Annotated in this window: 23 protein-coding genes and 2 pseudogenes; 9 read left to right on the forward strand and 16 right to left on the reverse strand. The window is 46.7% G+C overall.

Features of this window, described 5'->3' with window-relative positions; translation table 11 throughout:
* Window positions 1-532 precede the first annotated feature (532 nt).
* Window positions 533-937 (forward strand): hypothetical protein, encoded by a 405-nt coding sequence (locus IC230_RS25780; protein WP_191041959.1) that lies wholly within the window; start codon window positions 533-535, stop codon window positions 935-937.
* A gap of 21 nt (window positions 938-958) precedes the next feature.
* On the opposite strand, the gene IC230_RS25785 is transcribed toward IC230_RS25780, so the two are convergent.
* The 4 genes and pseudogenes from IC230_RS25785 to IC230_RS25800 form a co-directional block, all read right to left on the reverse strand.
* Window positions 959-1462 carry a hypothetical protein gene (locus IC230_RS25785; protein WP_191041960.1) on the reverse strand — a complete coding sequence of 168 codons (504 nt, stop codon included), beginning with the start codon at window positions 1460-1462 and terminating at the stop codon, window positions 959-961.
* Between the two features lie 1001 nt (window positions 1463-2463).
* Entirely contained in the window at window positions 2464-2610 is a 147-nt protein-coding gene (locus tag IC230_RS25790) for a hypothetical protein (RefSeq protein ID WP_191041961.1), read from the reverse strand.
* 86 nt (window positions 2611-2696) lie between these two features.
* A pseudogene (locus tag IC230_RS25795) lies at window positions 2697-2846 on the reverse strand (transposase); the annotation flags it as partial.
* A gap of 74 nt (window positions 2847-2920) precedes the next feature.
* Window positions 2921-3360: pseudogene (locus IC230_RS25800) on the reverse strand (glycosyltransferase family 1 protein); the annotation flags it as partial.
* A 282-nt stretch (window positions 3361-3642) separates the two neighbouring features.
* Here IC230_RS25800 and IC230_RS25805 point away from each other — a divergent pair.
* Complete coding sequence (locus IC230_RS25805; RefSeq protein WP_191041963.1) at window positions 3643-4131, forward strand: response regulator; 489 nt, start codon at window positions 3643-3645, stop codon at window positions 4129-4131.
* 15 nt (window positions 4132-4146) lie between these two features.
* Here IC230_RS25805 and IC230_RS25810 read toward each other — a convergent pair whose 3' ends face one another.
* The 4 genes from IC230_RS25810 to IC230_RS25825 all read right to left on the reverse strand — a co-directional run bounded on the left by IC230_RS25810 (window position 4147) and on the right by IC230_RS25825 (window position 7441).
* Window positions 4147-4929: a LytTR family transcriptional regulator DNA-binding domain-containing protein gene (locus tag IC230_RS25810; protein WP_191041964.1), complete on the reverse strand. Its 783-nt coding sequence runs from the start codon at window positions 4927-4929 to the stop codon at window positions 4147-4149.
* A 29-nt stretch (window positions 4930-4958) separates the two neighbouring features.
* Entirely contained in the window at window positions 4959-5375 is a 417-nt protein-coding gene (locus tag IC230_RS25815) for a response regulator (RefSeq protein ID WP_191041965.1), read from the reverse strand.
* 186 nt (window positions 5376-5561) lie between these two features.
* A complete protein-coding gene (locus tag IC230_RS25820) occupies window positions 5562-6875 on the reverse strand; it encodes a sensor histidine kinase (protein WP_191041966.1) in 1314 nt (437 codons plus the stop codon).
* 233 nt (window positions 6876-7108) lie between these two features.
* Entirely contained in the window at window positions 7109-7441 is a 333-nt protein-coding gene (locus IC230_RS25825; RefSeq protein ID WP_191041967.1) for a hypothetical protein, read from the reverse strand.
* Window positions 7442-7758: 317 nt separating this feature from the next.
* Here IC230_RS25825 and IC230_RS25830 point away from each other — a divergent pair, with 317 nt between their 5' ends.
* Window positions 7759-8367 carry a hypothetical protein gene (locus tag IC230_RS25830; RefSeq protein ID WP_191041968.1) on the forward strand — a complete coding sequence of 203 codons (609 nt, stop codon included), beginning with the start codon at window positions 7759-7761 and terminating at the stop codon, window positions 8365-8367.
* Window positions 8368-8773: 406 nt separating this feature from the next.
* On the opposite strand, the gene IC230_RS25835 is transcribed toward IC230_RS25830, so the two are convergent.
* The 4 genes from IC230_RS25835 to IC230_RS25850 all read right to left on the reverse strand — a co-directional run bounded on the left by IC230_RS25835 (window position 8774) and on the right by IC230_RS25850 (window position 12053).
* On the reverse strand, window positions 8774-9682 hold the full coding sequence (locus IC230_RS25835; protein WP_191041969.1) for a manganese catalase family protein: 909 nt from the start codon (window positions 9680-9682) through the stop codon (window positions 8774-8776).
* A 213-nt stretch (window positions 9683-9895) separates the two neighbouring features.
* On the reverse strand, window positions 9896-10306 hold the full coding sequence (locus IC230_RS25840; RefSeq protein ID WP_223860847.1) for a DUF4142 domain-containing protein: 411 nt from the start codon (window positions 10304-10306) through the stop codon (window positions 9896-9898).
* Window positions 10307-10397: 91 nt separating this feature from the next.
* Complete coding sequence (locus IC230_RS25845; protein ID WP_191041971.1) at window positions 10398-11477, reverse strand: winged helix DNA-binding domain-containing protein; 1080 nt, start codon at window positions 11475-11477, stop codon at window positions 10398-10400.
* 90 nt (window positions 11478-11567) lie between these two features.
* Window positions 11568-12053: a GNAT family N-acetyltransferase gene (locus IC230_RS25850; RefSeq protein ID WP_317171843.1), complete on the reverse strand. Its 486-nt coding sequence runs from the start codon at window positions 12051-12053 to the stop codon at window positions 11568-11570.
* A gap of 207 nt (window positions 12054-12260) precedes the next feature.
* On the opposite strand from IC230_RS25850, the gene IC230_RS25855 reads away from it, so the two are divergent.
* Window positions 12261-12797 carry a pyridoxamine 5'-phosphate oxidase family protein gene (locus tag IC230_RS25855; protein ID WP_191041973.1) on the forward strand — a complete coding sequence of 179 codons (537 nt, stop codon included), beginning with the start codon at window positions 12261-12263 and terminating at the stop codon, window positions 12795-12797.
* A gap of 190 nt (window positions 12798-12987) precedes the next feature.
* Here the strand turns inward: IC230_RS25855 and IC230_RS25860 are convergent, their stop codons facing one another.
* Window positions 12988-13194, reverse strand: coding sequence for a DUF4287 domain-containing protein (locus IC230_RS25860; RefSeq protein ID WP_191041974.1), 207 nt, complete (start codon window positions 13192-13194; stop codon window positions 12988-12990).
* 217 nt (window positions 13195-13411) lie between these two features.
* Here IC230_RS25860 and IC230_RS34685 point away from each other — a divergent pair, with 217 nt between their 5' ends.
* Complete coding sequence (locus tag IC230_RS34685; protein ID WP_191041975.1) at window positions 13412-14194, forward strand: helix-turn-helix domain-containing protein; 783 nt, start codon at window positions 13412-13414, stop codon at window positions 14192-14194.
* 76 nt (window positions 14195-14270) lie between these two features.
* Window positions 14271-14921, forward strand: a complete 651-nt coding sequence (locus tag IC230_RS25870; RefSeq protein ID WP_191041976.1) for a hypothetical protein — start codon at window positions 14271-14273, stop codon at window positions 14919-14921.
* A gap of 33 nt (window positions 14922-14954) precedes the next feature.
* On the opposite strand, the gene IC230_RS25875 is transcribed toward IC230_RS25870, so the two are convergent.
* Entirely contained in the window at window positions 14955-16061 is a 1107-nt protein-coding gene (locus IC230_RS25875) for a serine hydrolase domain-containing protein (RefSeq protein WP_191041977.1), read from the reverse strand.
* A gap of 315 nt (window positions 16062-16376) precedes the next feature.
* On the opposite strand from IC230_RS25875, the gene IC230_RS25880 reads away from it, so the two are divergent.
* From IC230_RS25880 to IC230_RS25890, 3 genes are all read left to right on the forward strand, one after another.
* Entirely contained in the window at window positions 16377-16967 is a 591-nt protein-coding gene (locus tag IC230_RS25880; RefSeq protein WP_191041978.1) for a hypothetical protein, read from the forward strand.
* A gap of 402 nt (window positions 16968-17369) precedes the next feature.
* Window positions 17370-20495 carry a SusC/RagA family TonB-linked outer membrane protein gene (locus IC230_RS25885; RefSeq protein ID WP_191041979.1) on the forward strand — a complete coding sequence of 1042 codons (3126 nt, stop codon included), beginning with the start codon at window positions 17370-17372 and terminating at the stop codon, window positions 20493-20495.
* Between the two features lie 60 nt (window positions 20496-20555).
* Window positions 20556-22130: a SusD/RagB family nutrient-binding outer membrane lipoprotein gene (locus IC230_RS25890; RefSeq protein ID WP_191041980.1), complete on the forward strand. Its 1575-nt coding sequence runs from the start codon at window positions 20556-20558 to the stop codon at window positions 22128-22130.
* Between the two features lie 118 nt (window positions 22131-22248).
* On the opposite strand, the gene IC230_RS25895 is transcribed toward IC230_RS25890, so the two are convergent.
* Together IC230_RS25895 and IC230_RS25900 are read right to left on the reverse strand one after the other, a co-directional pair.
* Window positions 22249-24186, reverse strand: a complete 1938-nt coding sequence (locus tag IC230_RS25895) for a histidinol-phosphatase (RefSeq protein WP_191041981.1) — start codon at window positions 24184-24186, stop codon at window positions 22249-22251.
* 135 nt (window positions 24187-24321) lie between these two features.
* Window positions 24322-24957 carry a hypothetical protein gene (locus tag IC230_RS25900; protein ID WP_191041982.1) on the reverse strand — a complete coding sequence of 212 codons (636 nt, stop codon included), beginning with the start codon at window positions 24955-24957 and terminating at the stop codon, window positions 24322-24324.
* Window positions 24958-25332: the final 375 nt, after the last annotated feature.

The raw sequence follows: 25332 nt of genomic DNA on the forward strand, positions 1-25332 counted from the left end.
AGCGCCTTAGTTTAATACGTGCACCCAGTAGGCAATTCGATTGCTGCCATCATACCCCGTGCTGGATCATTACTATAAATAGAGAGCTTTCCTTCTGCCCTGGTAGTGAGGTTTAACACGGCAAGAACATAGACTCACAGCTAGGTTAACCTGGACAGATCAAGTTTGTTTTCCTGAACGAATGAAACAAATCGACTCCTTCTTTTTCACTTTTTGGTTAAGGTGTAACAAAAATGCACTGGGTTGAGCAAAATCTGCACCTATTTGGGCGAAATCTACACATCGATCTGGCCGCTTTGGGCTAAACTTGCCCACTCATTCGACACCCAAAAGGGCTCTCTGTTTCCATCCTCATTAGAAGAGAGTAAGCCGGGATTGGCGGCCGTCGAATCTTGATCTTTTTTTACTTGATCCCTGCTAAATGCTTCCCTTGTCTACACGCCCCTGCGCGGGCCGCGGGCCTTGACCACCCCCGCAGCGATTCACCTTACCGTTTTCTTTCTTTAGTAACTGTCTGTTTCAACGCATCTGTATGACGCTTTCTTTACCTTTCTTTACCCACTTTAGAACGGGAGCCCTCAGCCTGCTCGTACTACTGCTCGGCACGGGCCTGCTGGCTCAGGGCCAAACGATCCGCTACGTTAAGCCAGCTGCCACGGGCACAGGCGTTATAATCCGAATTGCCGAATTGAATCGAGATGCTATACATGACCTTCCTATCAGGGCAAGAGAGCACTTTCACTTAAGTACTAACGTGGATCTAAGTAAAAGTTCGTCGGAAGTGATTGTCGGAAGGCTGGATACCAAAGGGACTGGTAACTTCTATAATATGTACGTTTCAAAAGACGAACAAGCGCCTTCTGGACTTTTGCAACAGCCACTACGATTATGTAAAGGGAAAAAAGCTAGAGCTTCTAAAAAGGCTAGCCAGATCTAATCTTAGCTTTGTGCTAATTACTCAAATATCTCTGAAAAGTTCGGTTTTGCCATCTGGGTAAACCCGGATGCGTACTTCATTATGAAGATTGCCCGCTATAAGCGATTTTACCCGGTGTACAGTTCCATCGGCTTCTTTGACATAATTGACAAAAGCCCCTTTGTCTTCCTCTAGTCGTTTAAAACGTCGATCAACTAACTTATCAACTGCTTCATGATAAGCTTGAGGAAAGTTTAAATGACGTTCATACCCGTAGCGGATTAGTATAAGTACATTATCAATAAAGGTATATTGAGAAGGCACTTCAAACATTTTAAAGTAAGAAGTCCGTTCTTTATCAATGGCGCTCAAATGGAATTGATACCCATTTTGAAGCTGATTGTATTGAAAAACGATGATGCCTGTTGAATCTGAAATCAAGGCTAAATTTCTCGCTTCTCGGATATAGTTGTGAATATGATGTAATGAAGTTGAATCTTGAATCTCAATACGAGTAGGAGACTGAGCTAAGCCTAATTGAGCCATTAATAGTAGGATACAGACTACTGAAAATCTCATATCTAATTTTGTTGTATAAGTGGCATTACGTAAAGGGATAAACGATAGAACCCGCCATTCTCAGTGAATACCAGATTACTTCAACCTTATTACTTTCCTCCTATTTCGGAGTGCCACCCTAGCTTAGTTATCCCTTCTTTCCTGGTTTTGTGTTTCATTTGCTTTTTTTCATTTCGATACCAAAAAAGCTGACTTATCTGAAACCATGTGTTTTTATACCAGCGCTCTAGTTGACTCCATTTCATAAATAGGAGACTAAATTTTAAGATAAAAAATTAATCCTTATAGAGTTGTCGTATAAGTGGCATTAGGTTATTTACTTTTTCCAGTAAAGAAAAAAGCTGAACAAGGATGTTTCAATTAAGGAAGTGATAGGATTCAACTTACCACTGAGCCCAGTAGAACAAACTCAGAATACCCGCATAGATCATTAGGATATATAACCGATTAGGTAAGGCTATCAACATGTAGATCAATGACACCCATATGCAAACTTCCTGACTAATATGCTCACTGAGCTGATAGCCCTGAGTAATACCGTACCCGACTAGCCCCAGCAAGATAATTTTTAGGGGGCGCTGTTTCAACGGGAAAATGGTTTGTAAGTACGCTATCATAATGAAAATCAGGTCACTCTTTATTCTATAAGTGGAGTTATATTAACTTAGCTACTTTCTTAAGTATTTAAGTAGGACTAGGATACCTAATACTCCTAAGGTTAGACCTACAATGTAAGCCAAAATAGTGAAAATGATAAAGAGAGTTTGGAGGTATTGAAACGATTGGTCCATAGCTGATTTTCCGTTGTATAATTTGCTTTGTGTTAATTCGTCCTTACCCATTTGGTGAGCCCGTTTCGGCTTGAGGTCAAAAATCTGTTATGTTTTCCATAGCTGATATGACGTAATGACTCCTTACTTTCAAAACTGATAGTTCGGTTGAACAGCTCTATAATTTTGCCATTCGTTTCAATTCACTATCGTTTCGGCACTATCGCAAAGATCTGATAATTTTTCACTCAGGGTTCTTAAATAGCTTTCGGAAGTTAATCCATTTTCAGCTAATTCTATATCCTGTAATAAGCTATCGATTTTGAAGAAATCGTCATCTTCCATAATCGTCCGTTTATTGTGAGTTGCACGAGCAAAATAATCAACATCACCTTTGTATTTTTTATATATCCTCAGTTTCTGAAGGCTAATACCTGCATACCTATATGCTTAGCTTTCCATCCGTAAAAGGTAGCTTCGCTGATGCCGTGCTCTCGGCTGATCTGCGCGACGGTTTGGCCACTGTCTTGCTGTTTGAGAATGGCTACAATCTGAGCTTCGGTGAATTGTGTTACTTTCATTTCCCCTTTGTAAACCTGTGAAAGTTAGTTGTTTTACTCTACTTTTCACTGGCTCTCTTTTAAGGGATCAAGACACCGTAAGTCTGCACTACGTCGCGGATTAGTGTGGAAACGACTGGTAAACCTGCCGCTAAATATTCCGGCGTTTTGGTTGGGCTAATAAACTGCGTTGATTTATTAATCGCGAACGGCATCATGGCAACCTGCCAGTTGCTGAAATAGGCTGGTAATTCGTTGTAATCCTTCATAACCAGATAATGCAGCTTGGGGCCGATTGGCAGCGTTGCCGGGTTTATTTTGACTACAGGACCTAACAGTATAAATTATTGGGCTGGCGGCTGGCCAACTCACGTAGTAATACCAGGTCCAATCGCTCATCAATAACACCATTGTACCCGATTCGCGGGTAAGCCATGGCTGCCTGATCGGCAGGATCGTCTAAACTAGTCAGCGATTTAGTCGAATTGGCAGAGCAAAAATGAGTATAATCGATACAACTCGGGAAAGCGGCAATTGCTGATCGATCAATTGACCCACCACTGTTCAGACGTAGAATTCATAGTTGAAAGCGTTAGGATTGATCGGCGCTGGTAGCCAATTTATTTAGCTGGAGAGCTTATATAAACCCAACCCATCGGCCAGCACTTTAACGAACTCAGCTTGTCTGCAAGTGAGGTAACGGCTCTTTCGATATAGAAGCAACTTATTGTAAATCTCCCCTATTTACCTAGTAAGTCTCTAGCTTTTAGTTACTTTATGTTGTAATTTTGGTGAACGACATACCCAAGCAACGTTCATGAAGAATCAATTACCTGATAACCCAACCGCTCGGGATAACTTTAAAAATGCCAACCTGTTAATTATTGACGATAATCCGGATCATGGAATTTTAATGAAGGATACTATCAATCAATGTTTACCGGAAGTCAAAACCGCGCTTGTCTCTTCTGAAACCGAAGCCCTTTTCTTTCTCAATCAGTGTCGCACCGAAGAGTGGAATTACCCCAAATTAATTCTACTGGATCTATACCTGCCCGAACCCCAAAATGGCTGGCGGTTGCTGGAACAAATTAAAGCGATGCCCGCAGCCATGGGTAAAATTCCGGTTGTGCTGTTAAGTCAATCGAGCAGCCAAACTGATGTTGCTGAAGCTTACCAGCGTGGGTGCTCATCCTATTTAGTTAAACCCCGCCTGGCCTCCGATTGGATTCGTTACTTTCAAACCCTGCGCACGTATTGGTGGGAAACGGTTACCTTACCCAAGATTGAGATTTCGTTATTTTAGTCGAAAGCGGTTTGGTCAGTCAACTAATTGAACGGTTTTCAACCAATAGTCGACTATCTGGTTGAGGATTCGAACCAGCGAACTCGGATCGTCTGGAACAACAACCACGGAATTGGCATCCAGTTGGTATGCCTGCATCATATTTTCTGACGGTGGTATTAGATAAATCACCGGAATTGCCCGCAACCGGGCATGGCCTTTAAGCCTTTGGACCGTCATTATACTATCGGCCCGGTTCATTCGGGAATCAATAATAATTAATTTTGGCCATTGATCAGGTGGGCAAAGAAGCAAGGCTGAGGCCAGTTCTGCGCCCGCTGTTGAGGACTGCAACGTATAGGGTATATCCAGTTGACGAAGGCATTGCTCAGTCAGCAGTAACGTATCACCACTCATAATCACCTGTATCTGTTGCCGTGTTACCTGTTTCTGAGTCAGAATGGGCTGAATAGACAACGAGGGTTCAGAAATATCGATCGCGTTATTCTCGTTTTTTAGTAATTGAGCTACCTCTTTCCATCGCCGACGGCTCACGGGTAGTTCGGTACCATCGACCAGCCGAACTGATCCTGCCATTTTGGGGCGGGGAGGCTGGTGTACACTAATAATACAAGTCGGGTTAATCAGCGCTGTTTTGTGAATGCGAATAAACGTCGGTAGCCGTTCTTCAAAATAAAGTAAGGGTTTTGCCAGTAACCGTCGTTCGCCACTGCGAAACTGAAGCCAGGCATAATTATCCGCTCCAATGAAGTAAGCCAGTAAGGACGGCTGTTCAAGAAGTTGGTGGATCAGTAGCACGTTTATTTCGGTTTGTAGGAAGGAAAAATTCAGTTGTTTTTTAGTGCAGACCCATTGGTATCAACCCAGTAGGTACAGACCTGTTTAAATAACTTCGTCATAGACGGTATATTCATAGGCTTTGCCAGGCAGGAGTTGGCTCCGGCTTCGTAACACGCCTGAATTTCTCCCTGCCCTGTTGCACTAGTTATCATGACTACTGGCATCAGCTTCCAGTCTTGTCTGGCCTTGAGCTGCAAGAGTGTCTGATGACCACTCATTCCAGGCATATGTAAATCAAGCAATACTAAAGCTGGCTGTTTCGGACTTGCTACTAAGCTGCTCAGCATAGTCTCACCACTGGAGAATAGTAAAACGGAATAATCCGGTAAGAATTCAACAAATACGTACTGAACTAACTGTAGGTAGTCTGTCTCATTATCAATTACATAAATTAATGGCTTCATTACGTAGGCTTAGCTGATAGGTTAAGAATAGGGTTAACTAGGTTGGGGATGTGAAGCCATTTTTGCTGGCGAGAGCAGATAACCCAGGACAAGTTTTAAACAGGCATCTCGCTTGGTAAAACAGGAAGATATTATAGGTGAAACGGATTTGGTTGACAGTAACGTGACGCTGCATGGAAATGATTGTTATTCCTCTGTGTGTCTGTCACTATACCGTATTGGAAACCGAATACGAAACAAGGTACCCCGGCCCGTAATACTTTCGATTTCCAGGTTAGCTTTTAAGAGTTCACACAATCGCTTCACAATCTGTAATCCGATACCTTCTCCCTTCTTGGCCTGATAACTTATTTCACTCAGTTGTTCTGGTGGAGGAATGGTTGGAACATTGGTCGGCAAAACAGCTACGGGTTCTGCGGCATCAACGGACAACACACTGGTTGCTTCGACAGTTGGCTTTAACTGATCACCCAATACACCCGTTAGTGTGGGGGGCAAACCTGGTCCTGAGTCCTGGATACTAACGATCCAGCGAGCATCGTTCTCCAATGCCCAGGAAATCGAAATAAATCCATTGGAGGTGTATTTCAAGGCGTTCAACAACAGATTCTGCATAATCCGCTGTAGCTTAATGGGGTCGGTTTCAACGTGTAGCGAAGCAGGACCCTCGGCTCTGAGTATCAGTTTTCGTTCAGTAGCCAAGGCTTGTCCACTCTGAACCATCTCATGCAGGAAGGGCGCTACGTCTATAGATTCAATCTGACGCTTTTCTTCACCCGCTTCCAGTCGGGAGAGATCCATTAAGCTTGTAAGCATTACCTCAACGCTTGCCAGATTACGGCTTAACATATCCAGATACTGCACTCGCTGGTCTTCAGATAACCCCTCCAGCTTGAGCATATAAGCTGCTCCATTAATAATGCCAAGCCCCCCTTGCAGGTCATGGGCAGACGATCGCAGCATAGAGATCTGTTCCTGGGATAAGGCGGTCATTTTCTCTACAGCGTGCTGAAGGGTAGCCGACCGTTGACTGGCTTCCAGCCGTTGCAGTTCGTCATATTTAACGACACTACCTTCCATGGCCTCCTGCATGATCTGGGAAATCTTCTGGTTGACATTCAGCAAGATTTGAGCGTCTGTTTGGGGGAAAAGTATTTGAAAACTCTTCAGCTCATTATACAGTATCTGCGTTAAGTGGGCTATTTCCTGCATCGTATCGATCAGGGAAAACGATTTTTGCCAGCGATGCAGCCCATGCACCTGAGCCGTCAGGGCCGGTTCTGCTTCAGGCGCTTTTCCCAGCAGTCGTGCCTCCAGAATATCTAAAATCAGCGGAAGTAAGTTATTAAATTCTTCACGGCTTAATGAATGGCCTTTACCTAACATGGCATCTTCCTGACAAGCCGTTCGCCAGTTATTTAGGATGGTTTCCCGTTGCGCGAACAAATAGGAAACAAGGGCCGATAAGGGCTGGGGAGTGTCGGTGTTAAAGGGTTCCATAATACGTATATATTCCGGCTTTAGTACCGATTATGTAGTTGTTTTTATAAAAGACTAATGCCCGGCCTTGCAACCAATAATTGCCAGACATTCAATTAATTACCTTTTTTTTTAAGAGAATCACCAGGGCGACGGCTTGTTCCCCGCTTCATCCGTTTAACTGGATACCAATCGTTTAAAAATTAAAGACACTAGTAGAGAGGTAACGCCATCATTTTAAAACGTAATGAGCTTTACAAGGCGTCAAAATAGCTGACGGCCATAATACTGGAATCCATAATCAATTGTGTATACCGGATAGGCATCGGTCCAGTTGACTCGTTGGCTACTGCCAACGTACACACAAAGTACCCCACATCACTATGGAGAAGAGCAGCCGTAATCTCTCCATTCGGGGTTACATCACCAACCCGATGATTAATCAGTTCACCTTCATGCTGAAAGGCAAGCTGCTGAATACGTACATCACTCACCTGAAAGCCAATATCCTCCAGCCGTTTTTTACTACGGCCATAGACTTGTTCGGCTTGTAGACTACCAATGGTGAAGGGAACAAAAAACTTCATGATTGTATGAACATCCTGCAAGCCTATTTGCAGCTTGTTAACGCAAAGAGTTGTGAGGCAGTGGTTCCAGTTAAGTTGATAAATCCGACTAGCTATTACTCCAGTTTCTCAGACTGAACGGTACGAACAAGTATTCCAGGCACAAAAATCGAATCACCTGGAAGGGTTCGATTAAGAAGAAATCAGCCGATTGGTACCATTGCCTTACTTCCCGTTACCAAACTGTCTATTGACACCAAATGGGTTGAGTTATACCATAAGCTCAATGAATGCTTACCCTACAGGGCAATTGAGACGTCTTTAATCCGTAAACACGTATGAAACTCAAGGCTGTTGTTGCGCAGATTCAACACGAAAGTAAAGTCGTGCAGGGAGAAGCGACCAGGGATATGACTTATGAAAGCCACCATACCTATCCAGACGAATCGGCGGCCAGGGAAGCCTTTGCCAACTCTACAGTTAAACTGCTGAATGTAAATGGCTGGTCTGCTCTTTCCAGCCTTTCCGCCGATTTTGCACTATATGATCCCATTGGCAGAGCTAAACCGAATATACCCGTTGAGATCGGGGATTTTATCCAGATTGTTTTACCTGGTCCAATGCCAGAAAATTGGGTACGGGTCATTCACCGGCAGACGAGCGACAACCTGGCAGAATTCACAGTTCAACCCTGCCCGGATCCATCAGCCAATAAGCCAGACCAGATTGAGCATTTTTTCTCGGAAGAGGCACGTAGCACCTTTCGGGTCGAAGTATCCGGCTGTACAATCCATGCATCTGAAATTGGCCAGCATGAATCTATTAATAACCAGCAACCCCAGGCTGGAGACCGAGGGCTTGTCAATACAGTTATCGCCGAAGCGGGTTGGCTATTTTATCAAAAAATTCAGTGGAAACTCCTGACTGATTACCTGGTTCACCCATAGATCCAAGATACATTTCTGGCAATCAAACAACTGCTTTTGTTTAGCTCAAACCAATTTACAGGTATTTCTGACACGTATGAGGGAAACCTAAACAGTCAACTTCACGTAACGGCCGATGCGAAGTAAATCTTACAATAGCCAAACATACTGGCAATCGTTTATCAACGCCCCAGTGGGTAACGGGGCTGAACGAACGCTCCAGGCCTTAACTGACTAGGTCAGAGGAAACCTTCGGCTACGGCTGGATTGGGCGAAAAAACAGTAAGCTACAGTGTTAACGATCGAAAATCGTTTGAATAACATACCGCGCCGATGCGCGACTTCTCAGGGATATAAACTAAACGTAGCAGCCGGAAAGCTGCTACGTTTAGTACGAGCTATACACTAAATGGTGCTCGCTTTATTATTAATACTCGTACTTAATTCCCATTTTCTTCGCCATGTCGGCAAACACCTGGGGATCGAAATCGTCCGCACCCGGCGCATTAAGCTGGGGTTCTTCCTCTAAGTCAGGAACCGGATAACCAGGAATGGCTCCCTCCACTACGTAGCATTCCTGTCCGTCGTCGGGGTGCGGGCCATTCCAGATGAGACCAGCCTGCTTATAATCATCCTGGCTAAACGTATATAGAGATAAATGGAGCTTTTGGTCCATAAATTTCCGGGCTTCGGGAAAAGCATTGTTGCTCAGATCTGGAATCGGCAGGAGCTTTGTGACTTCTACACCCGTTAGTTTTTCCAGCGCTTTGGCATAGGCCACGATGTGCAGTCCGCCACGTACCAGCAAATAACCGACCATCGTACGGGCCGTTGGGTCCGATACCATCTCATAGGCCCGCATTTTGTTGCCCCGCGCGCCACATTCCAGAAAGAAATTATGCAGCAAGTCCAGTTTCAGGTTACCACTACTGAATACATTCTGACCCGTCCAGAAATTTCCCATCGAATCGACAGGTAACGATCCCTGGCCGCTGGCTATGTAATGATACGTATTGCGGGCATTAGCGGCATCAGCTAAAGGTGCAGAAACCGGGTCATATCCGCGCTTGGTGACACCCGTCAGCAGCAGGTTGATGGCATAGGAAACCACTTCGATATGACCATACTCTTCCCCGGCGATACTGGCGATTACATCATAAAAAGGACGTATTTTCTTACGTCCCCGAAAGTTGAAGGACTGAAAGGTATAGTTCATCAGCGTGGACATTTCGCCGAATTTACCACCCAGCAGTTCCTGAATGGCTGCGGCATCATTCGCCGATGGGTTTTTGGGTATGGGCAACTCAATAGGAAGCCGATCCATTTTTAAAATCATAACCTTGTGGTTTAGCTAGGAAAACCTGGAACACTTGTCCATAAATCCAACCCACCCTGGTTACCTATAGTTGAAAAGCAGTAGTCCTCTATGAGGCAATGGACCTGTTTATCTAAAGTATATAATTCTCGATGACAGAGAACCTATATACATCAATCAGGGTGGTAACCGTATAAGTCACCACCCTGATTGATGTATGAAAGTAGTCTGTGCTTATAGCTTATTCACAATTTGTTTCGCTACGGTTAAATGAGTTTTTACCAGGGGGTGAGCCGCTCTGGCAACGCCTTTCAAGCTAGCATCAGACGCAGTTGATTCAACTGTCGACATCACTTTGTCGAGTTTCTCATGGCCTTTCACTCCACTTTCGCTAACATACATTTTGTCGAGTGATCCGCCCGACATGCCTTGTAATTTGGTCACCATCGCCTGGGTTTCCGGGTCAGGAGATGCCGGTAAAGTGATTCCTTTGGCGTCAGCAATTTCTTTCAGCTTTGCTAATAATCCCGTTTGTTCCTCGACTTCGGCCTGCGCCAGTTCGCGTACTTCTGGATTGGTAGCTTTTTGCAGGGCCACTTTACTAACTTCCAGTTGCATCATTCCTTCCTTGGCGACCTCTAGCATCAAATATTGAGAGAAGCTATTGAATTGAGTAGTGTCAGATTGTGAAAATAGACTCACTGTCATACAGGTGATCACTTGTTAACACGTACCGTTATTGAATCAGCCTATACTGAACCGGCATATTTATGAACCGTTCAAGTCGATGGACAGCCTCGTCGAACGCGTTACGTTGCCTTTCACTCAGTGGAGCAAAAAAATCAGCCTCAATTATCATCGACTTGCTTCCGGCACTACGTTTCCAGGTGCCGATGATTTGCCCTTCCGCCATAATCATGTTTCCAAACCGGAATGGCGGAGTTAGTGTCAGACTATTTCTAAAGTCAAACGTTGCGCTTCGGTCTTTGTATCCCATGATCCATTCATCGAACAGCGGGAGCAAATGAATATCATGTTCGGCGGGTTCAATACGTTCGGAATTAGCACAGCAGAAATGATCTACCCGGTCAATTGTATTCCTCACCAATTCGGATTCAAGTAGTTGCAGTCCTTTTCGGCAATCGGCCAGGGTCAATCCCGACCAGGTTGCGAAGTCGTTGACAGTTGCCGGTCCCCGACTGGTAAAATACCGTCGGGTGAGTTCCGCCAACGCTTCGTCCCGGCTGATTGCTTCGGTTGCCGGAACGCGTTCTTCCAGAAGCGCATACGTAAATTGATTGCCCTGACGTGGGCCGCTACAAATAAGTCCGGCGAGTTCGGCATTCATCATGATGTAGCTTAGCCGAAACCCTTCTGCACTTATAGTATGCCTCTTGAATTCGTTGTTGATTACGTCGCGGGTGAGGCATTTTCCGCCCTGTAACGTATTGGCAATAATCTCGTTGCACCGATTAAAGATAGGCTTATCCAGTTCAAGTTTCCGGTACATAAACGCGTTGGCCTGGTGTACGCGCGGAGCGGTCAGCATCAGCATCCAGCGAATATCCAGGGGTGTCACGAAATGCCAGGTTGGACGTAGTACGTGTGTTCGCAGGATTCTTCTTTCGGCAAAGTCCTGCTCAACGTCTTTATCGAACAGATGCCGTAACCGTAAGCCCAGCCCCCATTTTGTTTGTGCGTATTCCTGCGCCTGCACCGCCCCAAACCAGCCAACCAGTTCGGTCGCCGACTGAAATGAAGTGCCCAGCAACTGCTGGTTGATCAGGCGCTGTTTCGCTACGTCTGCAAGAGTCATTTTTTGTTGTTTTTAAGCAACCTAAAGTCCGTACGTTACGTCGTCTAACGTTTATCAGCAATTGAGTTAATCGGGCAAAGCAGCCTCCACCTATAGCTTCCGATACATGATGTACGCGTTTGTCAGGCCATTCTTTTGATGGTTAAAGGCTTCGGGTATTTCGCCCAGTATCGAAAACCCCAATTTCTGCCATAGGCGCACGGCCCGCTCATTGCTTTTGATGACAATATTGAATTGCATGGCTTTATAACCCAACCGTTTGGCTTCCTCCAGAGAAAACTCACCCATCGTTCTACCAACGCCTTTCCCCGAACAATGTGGCGACGTCATATAACTCGCGTTGGCAATGTGTGAACCCAGATCAGGCTGATTGTCCTTGATCACAAACGTGCCTACAATTTCGTCATCCAGTACGGCCACATATGTATGCCTGTCAGCGCCGAGCCAGTAGGCCAGCATTTTTTCTCTGGACGAATCCGGGGCAAAAACATACGTATCGCCCGTGGCAATAACCTCTCGGATAATCGCCCAGATTTTGTCGGAATCGGCGGCTGTAGCTTCTCGAATAGCAATCACGTTTTGGTGGTTTACTGGCGTCCCAGAGTTCATAGGGTTCCGAACGAATTGAATTCCAAAGAAACAACAATGTTGATAAATCAGATCAGTCGCTGCTGCTGAACTGGGTTAAACGAAAAAAACAACGCATCTACACTTTTTCAAAAGAGGGTTCGCTTCATTCTTTGTTAGTAGAGGAATACTCATTCTTTAATTAACTCAACTAGTATGGACAGCATCAATCGAGAGCAGCCGGAAGAAAATCACAAAGACCTGACGGGCAGCGAAGCCGGAAAGAAAATAAAAGATCTGGTTGGCAAAAGCAATACGTGCTATTTCTGCACGAAGATCACGACCGGAGAGCCCCTGAAAACAAGGCCCATGTCGGTGCAGAAGGTCGATGAAGATGGCAATTTCTGGTTCTTAAGCGCCAGCGACAGCCACAAAAACGCAGAGATAGAGGCTGATAGCCACGTTCAACTCTTGTTCCAGGGGTCAGATTATTCTGATTTTCTGAGTGTCTACGGGAGTGCTACGTTATCCAAAGACAAGGAACTGATCAAAGAACTTTGGGAGCCGATTCTTAAAACCTGGTTCACCGAAGGGATTGATGACCCACGCATTACGGCGATAAAAGTAGACACCAAGGAAGGCTACTACTGGGACAATAAACATGGCAATGCGGTAGCGTTTGTAAAAATGGCTGCCGGTGCTATTCTGGGCAAAACCCTGGACGATTCTATCGAAGGCAAGTTGACGGTCTAACCGTCTGCTCTGGCCAGGGTTGAAGTTTCGCGTCATGACCGACTTCCGGAAAACTTGAAACAGAATTTAACTTAGTGGGGCCAGATTCTTAAACTTGGCTTCACTAAGTTAAACTCTGATTTGTGTTTGCACCCAGTCTACGTGTGTACGACTGGGTGCAAACACAAATCAGTCTATTTAGACCAGCAAATTATATTAAACCAGCGTCTTTGAAGTACTTATAGATAGCCATCGAATGCCCGTGGCCCAGGTCGAAGTCTTCTTTCAGCCAGGCCACGATAGCACCCGCTTTCGTGCCGGGTTTGAGCAGACCTTTTTCTTCCGCCAGTTGTTTAAAATCGTCCGGACCTTTCCCGGTCTTTGCCCGGATGTTGTCGATGTACGCTTGAAAAGACATGGCCTGTGGTTAGTTCGATCATTCATTTAGTCTACGACGGCCAATTTACAAGTTCCCTCCTGCTTTGGGTCTTGCCCACAGCACTTTTTAAGGAAATCCGACGAGTTTAAGCGATCCGTTACGTTAACTAAATTGTACTTGCCTGAAAATTAGCAACTTGCTATCTTTCAGTATGATCTATCAGCGGATTCTTCCATGTCCTGCCTTGCAAAGCCTTGTGAAGGAGTATTTGCTGCTGCATTTTATCTATGACCCGACAAAGCCTGCGCTCATAAAAGCGTTTCCTCCACTACCAGAGCATGGGCTAGAGTTTTTCCCAAAGGGACTGGTTACGTCTGTTAATCAACGTACTGGAGAAGTAAAAAAGGAGCCTCGAAATACCGTTTTTGGGCAACCAGTTTCCCGAATCAACTTCGTGATGCCCGCCGAAGACTACGTAATGATCCGGGTCATTTTTCACACGGGGGGTTTATTTCGCTTATTACGGGTGCCGCTCACGGAATTTACCGACAAAAAAACGGATGCCGAAGCAGTTATCAATCGGGAAGTTCAGCTGGTCAATGACCGTTTAGCCAATACGGCCAGCTATGTCGACATGATCGAAATTGTTGAGCAGTATTTATTGGAGAAAACTCGCCAGGTGAAATCAGACAGGCACGCTGTTGATAAGATAGGCACATTATTACTGCATAACCCTACCCGTTTTTCGCTGGACTGGCTGGCCGATCAGGCTTGTCTGAGTCCCCGCCAACTGGAACGTAAATTTGTCGAACGGATGGGTATCGGGCCCAAATTATTCGGGCGAATCGCGCGCTTTCACAAAGCTTTTTTGTGGAAAGAGGCCCATCCTCAAGCTGATTGGCTCTCGGTAGCTGTCAACTTTGGGTATACCGACTTTCACCACTTGTTCAAAGATTTCAAGGAGTTTGCTGGCGTTACGCCCAACACCCTCCTCTCCGAATACGCCCGCTCACCCGAGAAAATTCTGCGACTTGTCTGAAAACGTCGCTTTTCTACCCAAATTCTCAGTAGCACTACGCGTAGCTTACATTCTGAAAATCAACTGTATCTACACAATGGAAAAAGCCTACCGAACTAGCACTTATCTTTTTGCTGCCGTACTGCTCATGGTAGTTGTGGGGTTTTACAAAACCTATTTTAGCTTAATCCCGCATTTTAGTGGCATCAGTACCGCGCTACATCTTCACGCCATTACGGTATTACTGTGGTTTGGTATTTTGATCGTACAACCACTATTGGTTCGCGGCAAAAATCTGGCACTTCACCGGTTAATTGGTAAAGGATCGTACATCGTTGTTACGTTGGTCGTACTGTCTATCGTTTGGCTGGAGCGACTGGCTTTTATCAGAAATACGCCCGTTCCACCGGGAGCCGTCGACATTCGCCTGATTGGTATTGCCGATCTTAGCTTTTTTATACTCTTTTACGGGCTTGCCATTTACTACCGACGTAAAGTAAGCTACCACGCTCGATTCATGGTGTTAACGGTATTGCCGTTCATCAACCCAGCGCTGGGTCGTTTGGGTCTTCCAGGGCCGATTCTGGCGCTATTGATCATGATTGGCCTGCTAATTTACGAGCGATTCAACAACAGAATTTACCGGCCTTACCTGATTGGGTTGATCGCTTATCTGGCTATTTATATATTTTTTCTCTTCGTTATAAATGCCGATCAGTGGAGGGCTTTCTGGTGGATGTTTTTCTAGCAACGTCTTCGATTTGGCACATACGGCACTGAGTTATTTTTCAATCAGCGACTCAATCGTTTTCAGAATAACCGGCAGTTTTTCATGGGCGTTGTTACAAAGCAGAATGACGGTTTTATCCCCATCGACGTAGCGAATGATCTGCGTTTTATAGCCGGGGTTATCACCGTCATGCCAGACGATTTTTCCCAGTTTATTGCTTTGTTTCAACTCCCAGCCAAACCCGTAATGGGTTAACGTACCGTCGTTCAGTTTAGCAGGGATAAAAGCGTCCTTCAGCGTCTGCTGACTGACTAGCTGATTCGTGTACAACGCCCGATCCCATTTCAGCAGGTCGTCAACCGTTGAGCTAATACGGCCGGGGCCTTTGCGGTTGCCCAGCCAAATGGCATAGTTGAATTGCGGAAAAGAATCGGCCCGAACGTAGCGTTTTTTCTCCGGCACATACATATGTCCCCAGGCCATATCAGCAAGTTTGATCTTGTCCTCACGAGTGCGGATGTCCGTGTGCGTCATACCAACGGGCTTGAAAATGCGCGTCCGGCATAGCTCAATAAAATCCTGCCCGGATGCTTTTTCGGCAATACTGGCCAACAGCATATACCCCGTATCGCTATACTCGTATTTTGTACCGGGTTCAAATCGTTTGGCCGGATGATACTGAATCAGATAGGCAATGTTGTCGGCGTTACCCGCTACGTTGCGCTTATCCCAGTGTTTATCCATGACGTCCTGATAATCGGGTACGCCCGATGTATGATTCAGTAACTGCCGAATGGTGATGCCCGGATACGGAAGCCCCGGAATGTAGTTCTCGATCAGATCATCGTACGCCAGTTTTCCGTCCTGCTTCAGCATCATAATGATCATTGCCGTAAACTGTTTCGATAGTGACGCCAGTTCGAAAATGGAGGACGTAGTGTTGGGGGCTTTTGTCTCGAAATTTTTGTAGCCAAACGCCTTCCGATACGTTGGCTTGCCTTTATCAGCCATAAGCACAACACCACTGAACTCGGGTGCGCTGGCAAAGAGACTATCTAACGTATTGTTGAGTGAGGTCGGTGAGCCGGTTGGCGGTTTAGTGCAGGAGACGATAAACAGCGCGATAAACAATAAGCCTGTCAGTAGCTTAGCTTTCATGAAGGAGTCGGTTGTATAGAATCGCCAAAATAGTGATTCTTCCATTTCCTGGCCTGTTTATTTCCAGAAATCGTGTTTTCCCTGCTACGTTGGCTACGTTGACACAGCTACGTTAAAGAGAGCTGCTTTTAATAGCTAATTAACACAAAACTTACGCGATTCTAATTTGAGCGACGCAAGTTTACCTCGCCGAACAGGACAACGTATTGACGCTCATGAAACACACGTACCGGAACAACCTCAGATTCATCTAATCAGGACAAAGTCTGACAGTATGGTTCTTTATTTTTCGTTTCACCAATTCGTTTTATTGTTATGAAAACTGTAGTACTGGCAGCCATTGCTGCGCTGCCATTTTCGGCTCTGGCTCAACAAGCCAATAATTTCGTTTCGTTTCCTGACAACGGCGTTTATTTGTCCGCCACCGATTTTTCAAAGCACAAACTGACCGATGGTTTTGATAGCGATCAACCAGGGTATCGTATGCACGAAGAAACCTTTCAGCGGGCGTTAAAAGTGGATCAACCCAACGCGCCTGAAGCCAAATTTGCGCTTTCAGATTTGTGGGGAGAGCGGAAAGCTGGTGTCGATTACCGAAGCTTCGATGGCGAATTGTACCGCGTCGAACACACTGACCGGGTCTACGTGTATAGCAAACCTACGCCCTCCTGGATGATGACCAGCGGACCAGCTCAATCGATCACTTCATATTACTTCAGTCGCGAGGCCAATTCGCCGATTCATTTGATCACCAGTCAAAATCTGGAGGATATCTATTACGATCAACCCGACAAACAAGCTGCCTTCGATCAGATCGACGACTTGAGTAAGGATCCGGCCAATCAGGCGAATCATTTGGTTCGATTGTTTTATGCGACTGATAAGTCCACTCATGCTGCCGACTAAATCGCACTAAGCTTCTGTTTAATCAGTTTATTGGGTTTACATGGGCCAGTCTATTTGACTGGCCTTTTTGCGTTTACTGATTTGGCCGCCGTAAACACGTAGATTAACAGTTTTGTTGCCCCACTACGCTCAGCCTTACCATCATTTCGCCCTAATCCAGCGCCTTTATGAGCCTAAAAAATTGAGTATCTTCCTAAGGTTAAACCAATGTTAACAAAAAACAGTAAGCAATTTCTATTCGGCTATTTCCATCAGTTAGCAAATTATCTATTAAATTAACGGCACAATTTGAATTTTTAATCAGCTATATCATTATTTCCTGCTATAGCTGTCATTTTCCCTTCTGAGTATATCCCGAATCTATATACTTATTTTATTACCCATTTTAACTTAACTAAACTTATGCAAAAATTAGTACTCTTTTTTGACCAGAGGAGTGTTGGTAGTCGTAAGCTGCGCAGTTGTGCGGTTGTACTGCTGGGCGCCTGGATGGCATTCGTGTCCGCACCCGTATCGACATACGCGAATCCCGGGAAGGATAAGATGAATACACTTCTGGCGAGAGATGTTTCCGGAACCGTTAAGGACGGAAATGGCTCTCCACTACCGGGTGTAAACGTAGTAATCAAAGGAAGCAGCCGGGGCACGACAACCAATAGTAGTGGGGCCTACACGATCACGGTAGAAAACAATAATACGGTTCTGGTTTTCTCGTCCATTGGAACCCTGAGTCAGGAGGTTACTGTCGGCGACCGTTCGGTCATTGACATCATGCTTCAGGAAGATTCGAAGCAGCTGAATGAGGTGGTCGTTACGGCGCTTGGTATCGAGCGGTCGGCTAAGACCCTGACCTACGCTACCCAACAGCTCGATGGCAAAAAATTGACGGACGTACGCGATGCGAACTTCGTCAATACGTTGTCTGGTAAAATTGCCGGATTGGTTGTTACGCAAGGGGCATCTGGTCCGGGTTCTGCTACGCGGGTCGTACTACGTGGGAACCGCTCGATTACGGGCAATAACAACGCTCTGTTCGTTATCGACGGGGTACCGGTAGACAATACAGTCCGGGCCCAGGTTACGGGCGACTTCGGGGGCATCAACGGTAGTGATGGCGCCAACAACATCAACCCGGACGACATTGAGTCGATGAACGTACTGAAAGGGCCAGCGGCTTCGGCACTGTACGGTAGCCGTGCTGCCAACGGCGTTATCATGATTACAACCAAGAAAGGCAAAGCTGGAAAAGTAGCGGTAGACGTTAATTCGGGAGCGTCGATGGAGTCGCCATTCATGTTGCCGAACCTTCAGAATACCTATGGCCAGGGCGCCGGTGGCAAAAGCAGCGAGAACTCACCCTATAGCTGGGGAGCGCCTGCCACTACGTATCCAAACAACATCAAAGACTTTTTCCGGAATGCCCTTTCGACCAACAATTCAATAGGCATTTCAGCGGGTGGCGACAAAATACAGACGTATCTATCGTACACGAATAACTACAATCAGGGTATTCTGCCCAACAATTCGCTGATGCGTCATACGCTGAACCTGCGAATCAACACGCAGATATCGAAGCGGTTTTCGACTGATGCCAAGATCACGTACGTAAACCAGAAAATAGACAACAAGCCCCGTTCTGGTGAGGAAAGCTCGGTTACGATGAACCTGTATAAGGTGCCCCGTAGTGTGGATCTCAACAACGTCTACAATACGTATGAAGATGCAACGGGCAAGCCAACGTACTGGACCAGTTCGGGTATTTATATGAACCCATACTGGACGCTTAACAAAACCTTTGCGCTGGAAAAACGGAACCGGGTGATCGCGCTGGGGTCGGCTAAATACGATCTAACGGACTGGCTGAACATTCAGGGACGTATCAGCTACGACTGGTATACAGACCGCTATAACTTCGGTTATGCAAATAATACGTTATTGTTTGCTGGTACGGGCGGGTCGTATTCCGATTATGTGGGCGACCAGATCGAGCGGAACATGGACGTGATCGTTTCGGGGAACAATAAGCTCGGTAAAAACCTGGCTCTTACCTACAATTTCGGGGCCGGTTCTACGTACAACCGCTATTCGCAGGTAGGTGCCAGCACGAATGGCTTGTCCGTTGCAAACCGCTTCGACCTGTCGTTTGCACCAGCTGCGGCACTAACTCCGCTTACAGCTTACAGTGAAAAGGAATTGCAATACGTATTCGGAACGGCGTCGCTTTCCTTCCGCGACTACCTGACGGTCGATGCATCGGTTCGGAATGACTGGTCGTCAACACTGCCGAAGCCCTATTCCTACATCTACTCGTCATTCGGTGCGAACCTGATTTTGTCGGAAGCCGTTCGGATGCCTAGCTGGATCAGTTTTGCTAAGATCCGGGGTTCATGGGCGCAGGTGGGGAACGATGCCGCTCCCTATAGTCTGTTGCAAACCTACACCTTCTCTCAGGGAGGATCGGGCGGATTTCTATCCCGCAACACCCGGCGTCCGGCTGATAACCTGAAACCAGAAATATCGTCTTCAACCGAATTTGGCGCTGACATTCGCTTTTTCGGAGGTCGTTTAGGAGTCGATTTCACGTACTATAACAGCAACACCGTCAACCAGCTTCTCGAACTGGCCTTAGCACCAGCTTCAGGTTTTGCCAGCCAGTACGTTAATGCCGGAAAAATCAACAACAAAGGGTTTGAACTTACCCTGAGCGCGTCTCCGCTGAAAGGCCGCAGCTTTACCTGGGATGCTTCGCTGAATTTCGCCCGGAACGTGAATACAGTTGTCGAATTACACCCAAGTATTAAAACGGCTACGCTGGGCGGCAATACACGGACGACAACCGCTGTGGTAACCGAAGGGGGCTCTTACGGTGATCTTCAGGCCTATGGCTGGGCAACCGATGCGCAGGGGCGGCTCTTAGTGACGTCTGCTGGCGTACCGGTTGTGAGTGCGTTCAAAACCATCGGCAATTACAACCCCAAACTGACCTTCGGTTTCAGTAACACATTCAGCTACAAAAACTTTGTGCTGAGCTTCCTGATCGACGGTCGCGTGGGTGGTATTATGGTTTCCGGCACAGACGGCAACCTGGCGTATGATGGTACAGCGGCTTATACGACGCAGTACCGCGAAGGGAACTGGGTACTTCCGGCGGTAACGACAACCGGCGAAACGAACACCAAAGCCATTACGGCCGAGCAGTTCTGGCAAACCGTATCGCAGGGCCGCTACACCTGGGGTGAATTTTTCTCGTACTCAACGACCAACGCCCGCTTGAGAGAGCTCACGTTTGGGTACAACCTGCCCGTTCCACAAGGCTTCTTCATCCGGAATGCCCGCCTGTCGCTGACAGCCCGTAACCTGTTCTTCATTTACCGGGGCAATGCAACGATGGATATTCCTGGTTTAGCAACGCGCAAACTGCCGTTCGACCCAGATGTGAACCTTAGCGCAGCCAACTATCAGGGTTCTGAATACGGTGCGCTTCCGTCTACCCGTACGATTGGTCTTAACTTAAAATTAGGGTTCTAAGAACGACATTATCAGACAACATTTCTTTCTGGAACCAGGAAATAGAACACTGACATACTCATGAAACTAGCAGGTAATAAATTAATCAGAATTTCACTTTTAGGGCTTTTGGTCGGTACGTCCGGCGTTTGGGAAGGCTGTACGAGCAAGTTCGACGAAATAAATACCAGTAAAACAGCCATTACGACCTTAGGGCCAACGGAACTTCCGTATTTGTTTTCGAGAGCCCAACAACAGGCTTCCTATGCTGCAGGGACGTATCAAACCGCGCAGAATCTGTTCGCAGATTTATATGCGCAGTACTTCGCGACCACAACGCCTAATTTCCAGTCGGACCGGTACTTCATGCACCGCACCTGGATCAACTCCCACTGGAACCCGATTTACACACAGGTGGTGCCTCAGTTAAAGACGTTATTTGAGCAGACTGATCCGAATTCATCGCAGTATGCACTGGCCAATATCTGGTGGGTCTTTTCATTTCACCGGTTGACGGATTACTACGGTCCAGTGCCTTATTTCGATGCGGGCGTTCCGGCCAATAGTGTGAAATACGATGCTCAGGACAAGATCTACGATGACTTTTTCAAGCGTCTGGCCGCTGCTACGACTGTTCTGAAAGGCAAGACCTCGGAAAAGCCTTATGGTACGTACGACATCATTTATTCGGGTGACGTAACGAAATGGATCAAATTTGCCAACACGCTACGTCTTCGTTTGGCCATGCGCATCTCGAAAGTTGACCCGACCCGAGCCAAAACAGAAGCCGAAGCGGCTATCGCAGGCGGATTGCTGACTGATGTCGGCGACAATGCCGTAATGGTTAAAACACTGGCGGATAACAATGGTCTAGCTACCATTTCCGGCTGGGGCGAATTCCGGATGAGTGCTGCCATGGAATCGGTATTGAAAGGCTTTGAGGACCCACGTATCGGCGTTTATTTTCAGCCAGCCTATAATACCAAGACGTACGAAGGTATACGCAATGGCCTTGGATCGGTTGAGCTGACAGATCCGCTCAATACCAATGATAACAACTCGAACATTGGTGATCGATGGATAAAAAACACCGGGGCTGGTTCGGCTTGGGATCGTCAGTTGGGTTTCAGACAGGATATCATGCACACGGCAGAAGCTTATTTCCTGATGGCCGAAGCTGCGTTGAATGGCTGGAATGTCGGCAGTAATGGGACGGCTCAGCAGCTCTACGAAAAGGGCATTAAAGCGTCAATGGAAGGCTGGGGCATTACTGGTTCGGCTGTCGATACGTATGTGGCCAGCACAAAAACGCCGATCGCACCGCAAGATCAGCAAAAATCCCCGGCCCTATCGACCATTACGGTTAAATGGGGCACTACGGAAGCCGTTCAGCGCGAACAGATCGGTACTCAGAAATGGCTGGCCCTGTATCCTGACGGTATGGAAGCCTGGGCAGAAGCTCGTAGAACGCTTTTCCCAAAGCGCTATCCCGTTGTGAACTCGGTTAATACGGACCTGCCCATTACGGCATACCCTCGTCGAATTCCGTTCCTGTTATTGGAAGAACAATCCAACACAGAAGCCGTGAAAGCAGCCGTTTCACTGTTGGGTGGTCCAGACAACGCAGCTACGCGGCTGTGGTGGGACAAAAACTAACACCGTGAATTGACAGGTTTTCCGTAGTCTATCAACACCGAGGCCGTCTCAAACGAGACGGCCTCTTTTTGTCTTATAATAGAGGGAAGGTTTACATGCCTTTACTTAGCTTCACGTATCACTTACGACCTTCTTTTAATAGAAAATCGCGAGCCAGTTCCAGTTGATCCGTACTGATAAAATCGACACCTGCTTCGCGAAGTTTAGCCCACACCAGCGGATCTTCGGGACTAGCCCAGAGTCGGAGTTTTTTTCCTTCCCGATGCGTCCGATCAGCTAATTGACGCAGTTTCTGAATTTCTTCCGGGGAAATATCGCCTTTCCCACGCCAGTTTAACTGGTTTCCATACGCATCGCTAACGATTGGCATGACAGTCTGTTGATACCCTTTGCCCAAATCCCCAGGGCGACCGTCGAGCGACAGCAACCGTTTTTTGGCTTTCACTACGGTCTGTATGGGCCGATTACCCGACAAGACAACGTTTATGTTGCCCGGCTGGCTTTTACTGCCGTTGGTTAATAGCGATGGATACCGTTGCAGGAGTTTTTCCAGCACACGATACGTACTATCGGCTCCGGTTTTCGCATCGATCATAAGGTAGAAGGGGCCTTTATATCCTGCCAATACTTGCCCTTTGTTTTGCCGTAGGCGTTCAGCCAGGGGTTTGAGATACAGAGTTTCGAGAGTTGAAGCTGGATTTTTGAACGCAGGTCGGTCATGCGCTACGTATAACGTATCGCCGATGAGATGAACATCGGCTTCGACACTCGTGAAGCCATTATCCAGCGCATCCCAGAGTGGTCGTGACTGTTCATAATCATTGTGCGCATGGGCATTCGGGAGCGCTACAACGTTCGCGAGCGGTTGCGGAACCTGCCATTGCCCGATGGGTTGGGTCCAGGCTGTTTCAACATCACCCGGCATGAACGGATTGTATTTCGGCTTGCTCGAAATGATTTTAGACCGGACAAATAAAACCTCATCCGTTAGCGCATACGTAGCGTTTGTGTCGGCTACTTCCTGGAGCAGTTCAGCCTGCTGACGCCCTTTTCGAACCCCGAAAAACTGAATCCGGTACGTTACGTTCGGTTCAGGTTTGACCCGTATGGTAAGGGTTTTCTCAGTCTGAGGCAATTGTTTCAACGTAACGCCCGAAGTCGCATAGAATCGTCCGGCTTCCATAGCTTCGATCAGCGCCCGTGGCGTCAGTTCAGGCGCATCGACCATGACCCAGGCCCGCCCTGAATTACTGAATGATGGTCCGAAAAAATAGTAATTATGGCTATCGTCGGTCCCTAATCCGTACATCATAGGTCGCCCCTGCTGAAGGAAATGAAAGTTAATTTTATCCCACATTGATTCAGTTCCTTCATGCGCACTGTCGCCATAGTTATTCACTAGATGGTGGCCATTAAAAACCTCAAAAAACCGCTCGTACCGTAGTTTCATCAGGTCTTCGGCTTTAACAGCGTAGTAAAAATTCGGATGGTTAATGTGCGGGAACATAGGCTGTCCTGTCTGCCGACGTTGCGCTACGACCAGATCAATATTATTCTGCATCACTTCGGCTACACTATTACCCGGCTGGGGCCGAATGAGGTTCTGCACGTTCGTTACGTTCAGGTGAATTGGTTTACCCTGGTAACCCGTCGAGACTTCTTCGCTTTTGATGATCAGGAACTTGCCTGGCTCTTCGAAATAGCTCCGGTATTCGTCCAGTTTTTTAAGCCGAACTTTGAGCGAATCATTTGGTCCTTTCCGGTACGTTACCCAATCGGGTCCGAAGGTGCGCAGATACCGCTCAAACGTCCGTCGCCGGTCTTTCTGGTGGGGTACGTTCACCCACTTGTCAACGTCCTGAATGATATTATGATCCGACAGGCCAACAAACTGATACCCGTTGGCTTTATACCAGTCCATAATCATCTCAGGATAATCGTCGCCATCGCTCCAGAGCGAGTGTGTGTGCAAATTACCCTTGTACCAGTGTTGCGCCTGTGCTACGTATATAGTAAGACTCAGGATTAATAAGCTGAAACAGAGCCCTTTTTTCATTGCTGCTAGATCGTTTTTTCCGAAACACAATGATCGTTAAAATACCCGTTGGAAGGTACTCAACCAGTCTCACTACATACAAAATAAGCCAGTCATTATTACTGGCTTGCATAGCTAATCTCGACACGTATCAGTTTATGCTGTATGGTCGATCAGATAAGACATCAACCGGATCGCCGAATTAATGATCGGACCTGCCATCGGGTCAGCCTGCAAAGCACCGAACGGGCCTTGTCCAAAATACAGCCCATCCGAAACCAGGAAGGTCATTTTGATCATGCCCTCACCCGGAAACGGGGTACGCTCCTGCTCCCAGGGACCGATTTTACTGACAACCGCCAGGCTATCGGAAAAAAGCTGGTTGACTAAGTGGCTTGATTCGTTGGTCTGCGTATCCCAGACCAGAAGTTTTTCTGCATGATTAATGTATCGGCAGGTTCCATCGTTGAAGGCAGCTAACACATCGAGACCGTCAGCCAGGGGAACTTCAATAATGACGCCCAACAGCTCTTTCGTATTGATTGGAAAACCCTTTGCCAGCAATAGATTATAGGCCAGGATTTGCTGCCGCGTTTCAAGGCTTTCGTCCGAAGCAATAGCGGCTAGTTGGCCAGGCTCAGGATTATCGGACAGCAACGTATCCCAGGGATATTCCGATGACTGACTTTCTGTTTTGTACAGATCAATAGTGTCGCAAAAGAGGAGGTTATAAATTTTGTTCAGACTAGAATCGCGGTACGGGCTGATTGGTGTGTTCTGGATTGAATTCATTGGAATGAGTACATTTGGTTTTTGATATGGATTGATTAAGTGCTGCCAGAGTTGGTCTGAACAGTTTTGGACTTGATTGAACAGGACAAAGGTATAGCCACCAAAACTCCCGGCCCCGGCAGAATTAATAACTGGTCGAAACGGCTTAATAACTGACGGAAATACCGTATCGGTTAGCTCACGCGCTCTGGCGAGCTACGTATTGTGCAGGCAGTAAGGACAGTATTTATACGAAATTGGCTTTTAAAACCACGTTTTACTGTATAGTCGATTCAGGTACTTAATCGGTTTCAATCTCATGATCATTTAAGCTATTTCTCGAAAATTAACCCTAAATTTCCCCATCACTAGTTCGTCTGATCGCGGGTAATTCAA

The organism is Spirosoma validum, assembly GCF_014699035.1.
Taxonomy (GTDB): domain Bacteria; phylum Bacteroidota; class Bacteroidia; order Cytophagales; family Spirosomataceae; genus Spirosoma; species Spirosoma validum.

What these genes read in the sequence shown, in the direction of transcription:
- IC230_RS25780 (WP_191041959.1), top strand. Translation starts at nt 533, where the DNA reads ATGACGCTTTCTTTACCTTTCTTTACCCACTTTAGAACGGGAGCCCTC.
- IC230_RS25785 (WP_191041960.1), bottom strand. Translation starts at nt 1,462, where the DNA reads ATGGCTCAATTAGGCTTAGCTCAGTCTCCTACTCGTATTGAGATTCAA.
- IC230_RS25790 (WP_191041961.1), bottom strand. Translation starts at nt 2,610, where the DNA reads ATGGAAGATGACGATTTCTTCAAAATCGATAGCTTATTACAGGATATA.
- IC230_RS25805 (WP_191041963.1), top strand. Translation starts at nt 3,643, where the DNA reads ATGAAGAATCAATTACCTGATAACCCAACCGCTCGGGATAACTTTAAA.
- IC230_RS25815 (WP_191041965.1), bottom strand. Translation starts at nt 5,375, where the DNA reads ATGAAGCCATTAATTTATGTAATTGATAATGAGACAGACTACCTACAG.
- IC230_RS25820 (WP_191041966.1), bottom strand. Translation starts at nt 6,875, where the DNA reads ATGGAACCCTTTAACACCGACACTCCCCAGCCCTTATCGGCCCTTGTT.
- IC230_RS25825 (WP_191041967.1), bottom strand. Translation starts at nt 7,441, where the DNA reads ATGAAGTTTTTTGTTCCCTTCACCATTGGTAGTCTACAAGCCGAACAA.
- IC230_RS25830 (WP_191041968.1), top strand. Translation starts at nt 7,759, where the DNA reads ATGAAACTCAAGGCTGTTGTTGCGCAGATTCAACACGAAAGTAAAGTC.
- IC230_RS25835 (WP_191041969.1), bottom strand. Translation starts at nt 9,682, where the DNA reads ATGATTTTAAAAATGGATCGGCTTCCTATTGAGTTGCCCATACCCAAA.
- IC230_RS25840 (WP_223860847.1), bottom strand. Translation starts at nt 10,306, where the DNA reads ATGCTAGAGGTCGCCAAGGAAGGAATGATGCAACTGGAAGTTAGTAAA.
- IC230_RS25845 (WP_191041971.1), bottom strand. Translation starts at nt 11,477, where the DNA reads ATGACTCTTGCAGACGTAGCGAAACAGCGCCTGATCAACCAGCAGTTG.
- IC230_RS25855 (WP_191041973.1), top strand. Translation starts at nt 12,261, where the DNA reads ATGGACAGCATCAATCGAGAGCAGCCGGAAGAAAATCACAAAGACCTG.
- IC230_RS25860 (WP_191041974.1), bottom strand. Translation starts at nt 13,194, where the DNA reads ATGTCTTTTCAAGCGTACATCGACAACATCCGGGCAAAGACCGGGAAA.
- IC230_RS25870 (WP_191041976.1), top strand. Translation starts at nt 14,271, where the DNA reads ATGGAAAAAGCCTACCGAACTAGCACTTATCTTTTTGCTGCCGTACTG.
- IC230_RS25875 (WP_191041977.1), bottom strand. Translation starts at nt 16,061, where the DNA reads ATGAAAGCTAAGCTACTGACAGGCTTATTGTTTATCGCGCTGTTTATC.
- IC230_RS25880 (WP_191041978.1), top strand. Translation starts at nt 16,377, where the DNA reads ATGAAAACTGTAGTACTGGCAGCCATTGCTGCGCTGCCATTTTCGGCT.
- IC230_RS25885 (WP_191041979.1), top strand. Translation starts at nt 17,370, where the DNA reads ATGCAAAAATTAGTACTCTTTTTTGACCAGAGGAGTGTTGGTAGTCGT.
- IC230_RS25890 (WP_191041980.1), top strand. Translation starts at nt 20,556, where the DNA reads ATGAAACTAGCAGGTAATAAATTAATCAGAATTTCACTTTTAGGGCTT.
- IC230_RS25895 (WP_191041981.1), bottom strand. Translation starts at nt 24,186, where the DNA reads ATGAAAAAAGGGCTCTGTTTCAGCTTATTAATCCTGAGTCTTACTATA.
- IC230_RS25900 (WP_191041982.1), bottom strand. Translation starts at nt 24,957, where the DNA reads ATGAATTCAATCCAGAACACACCAATCAGCCCGTACCGCGATTCTAGT.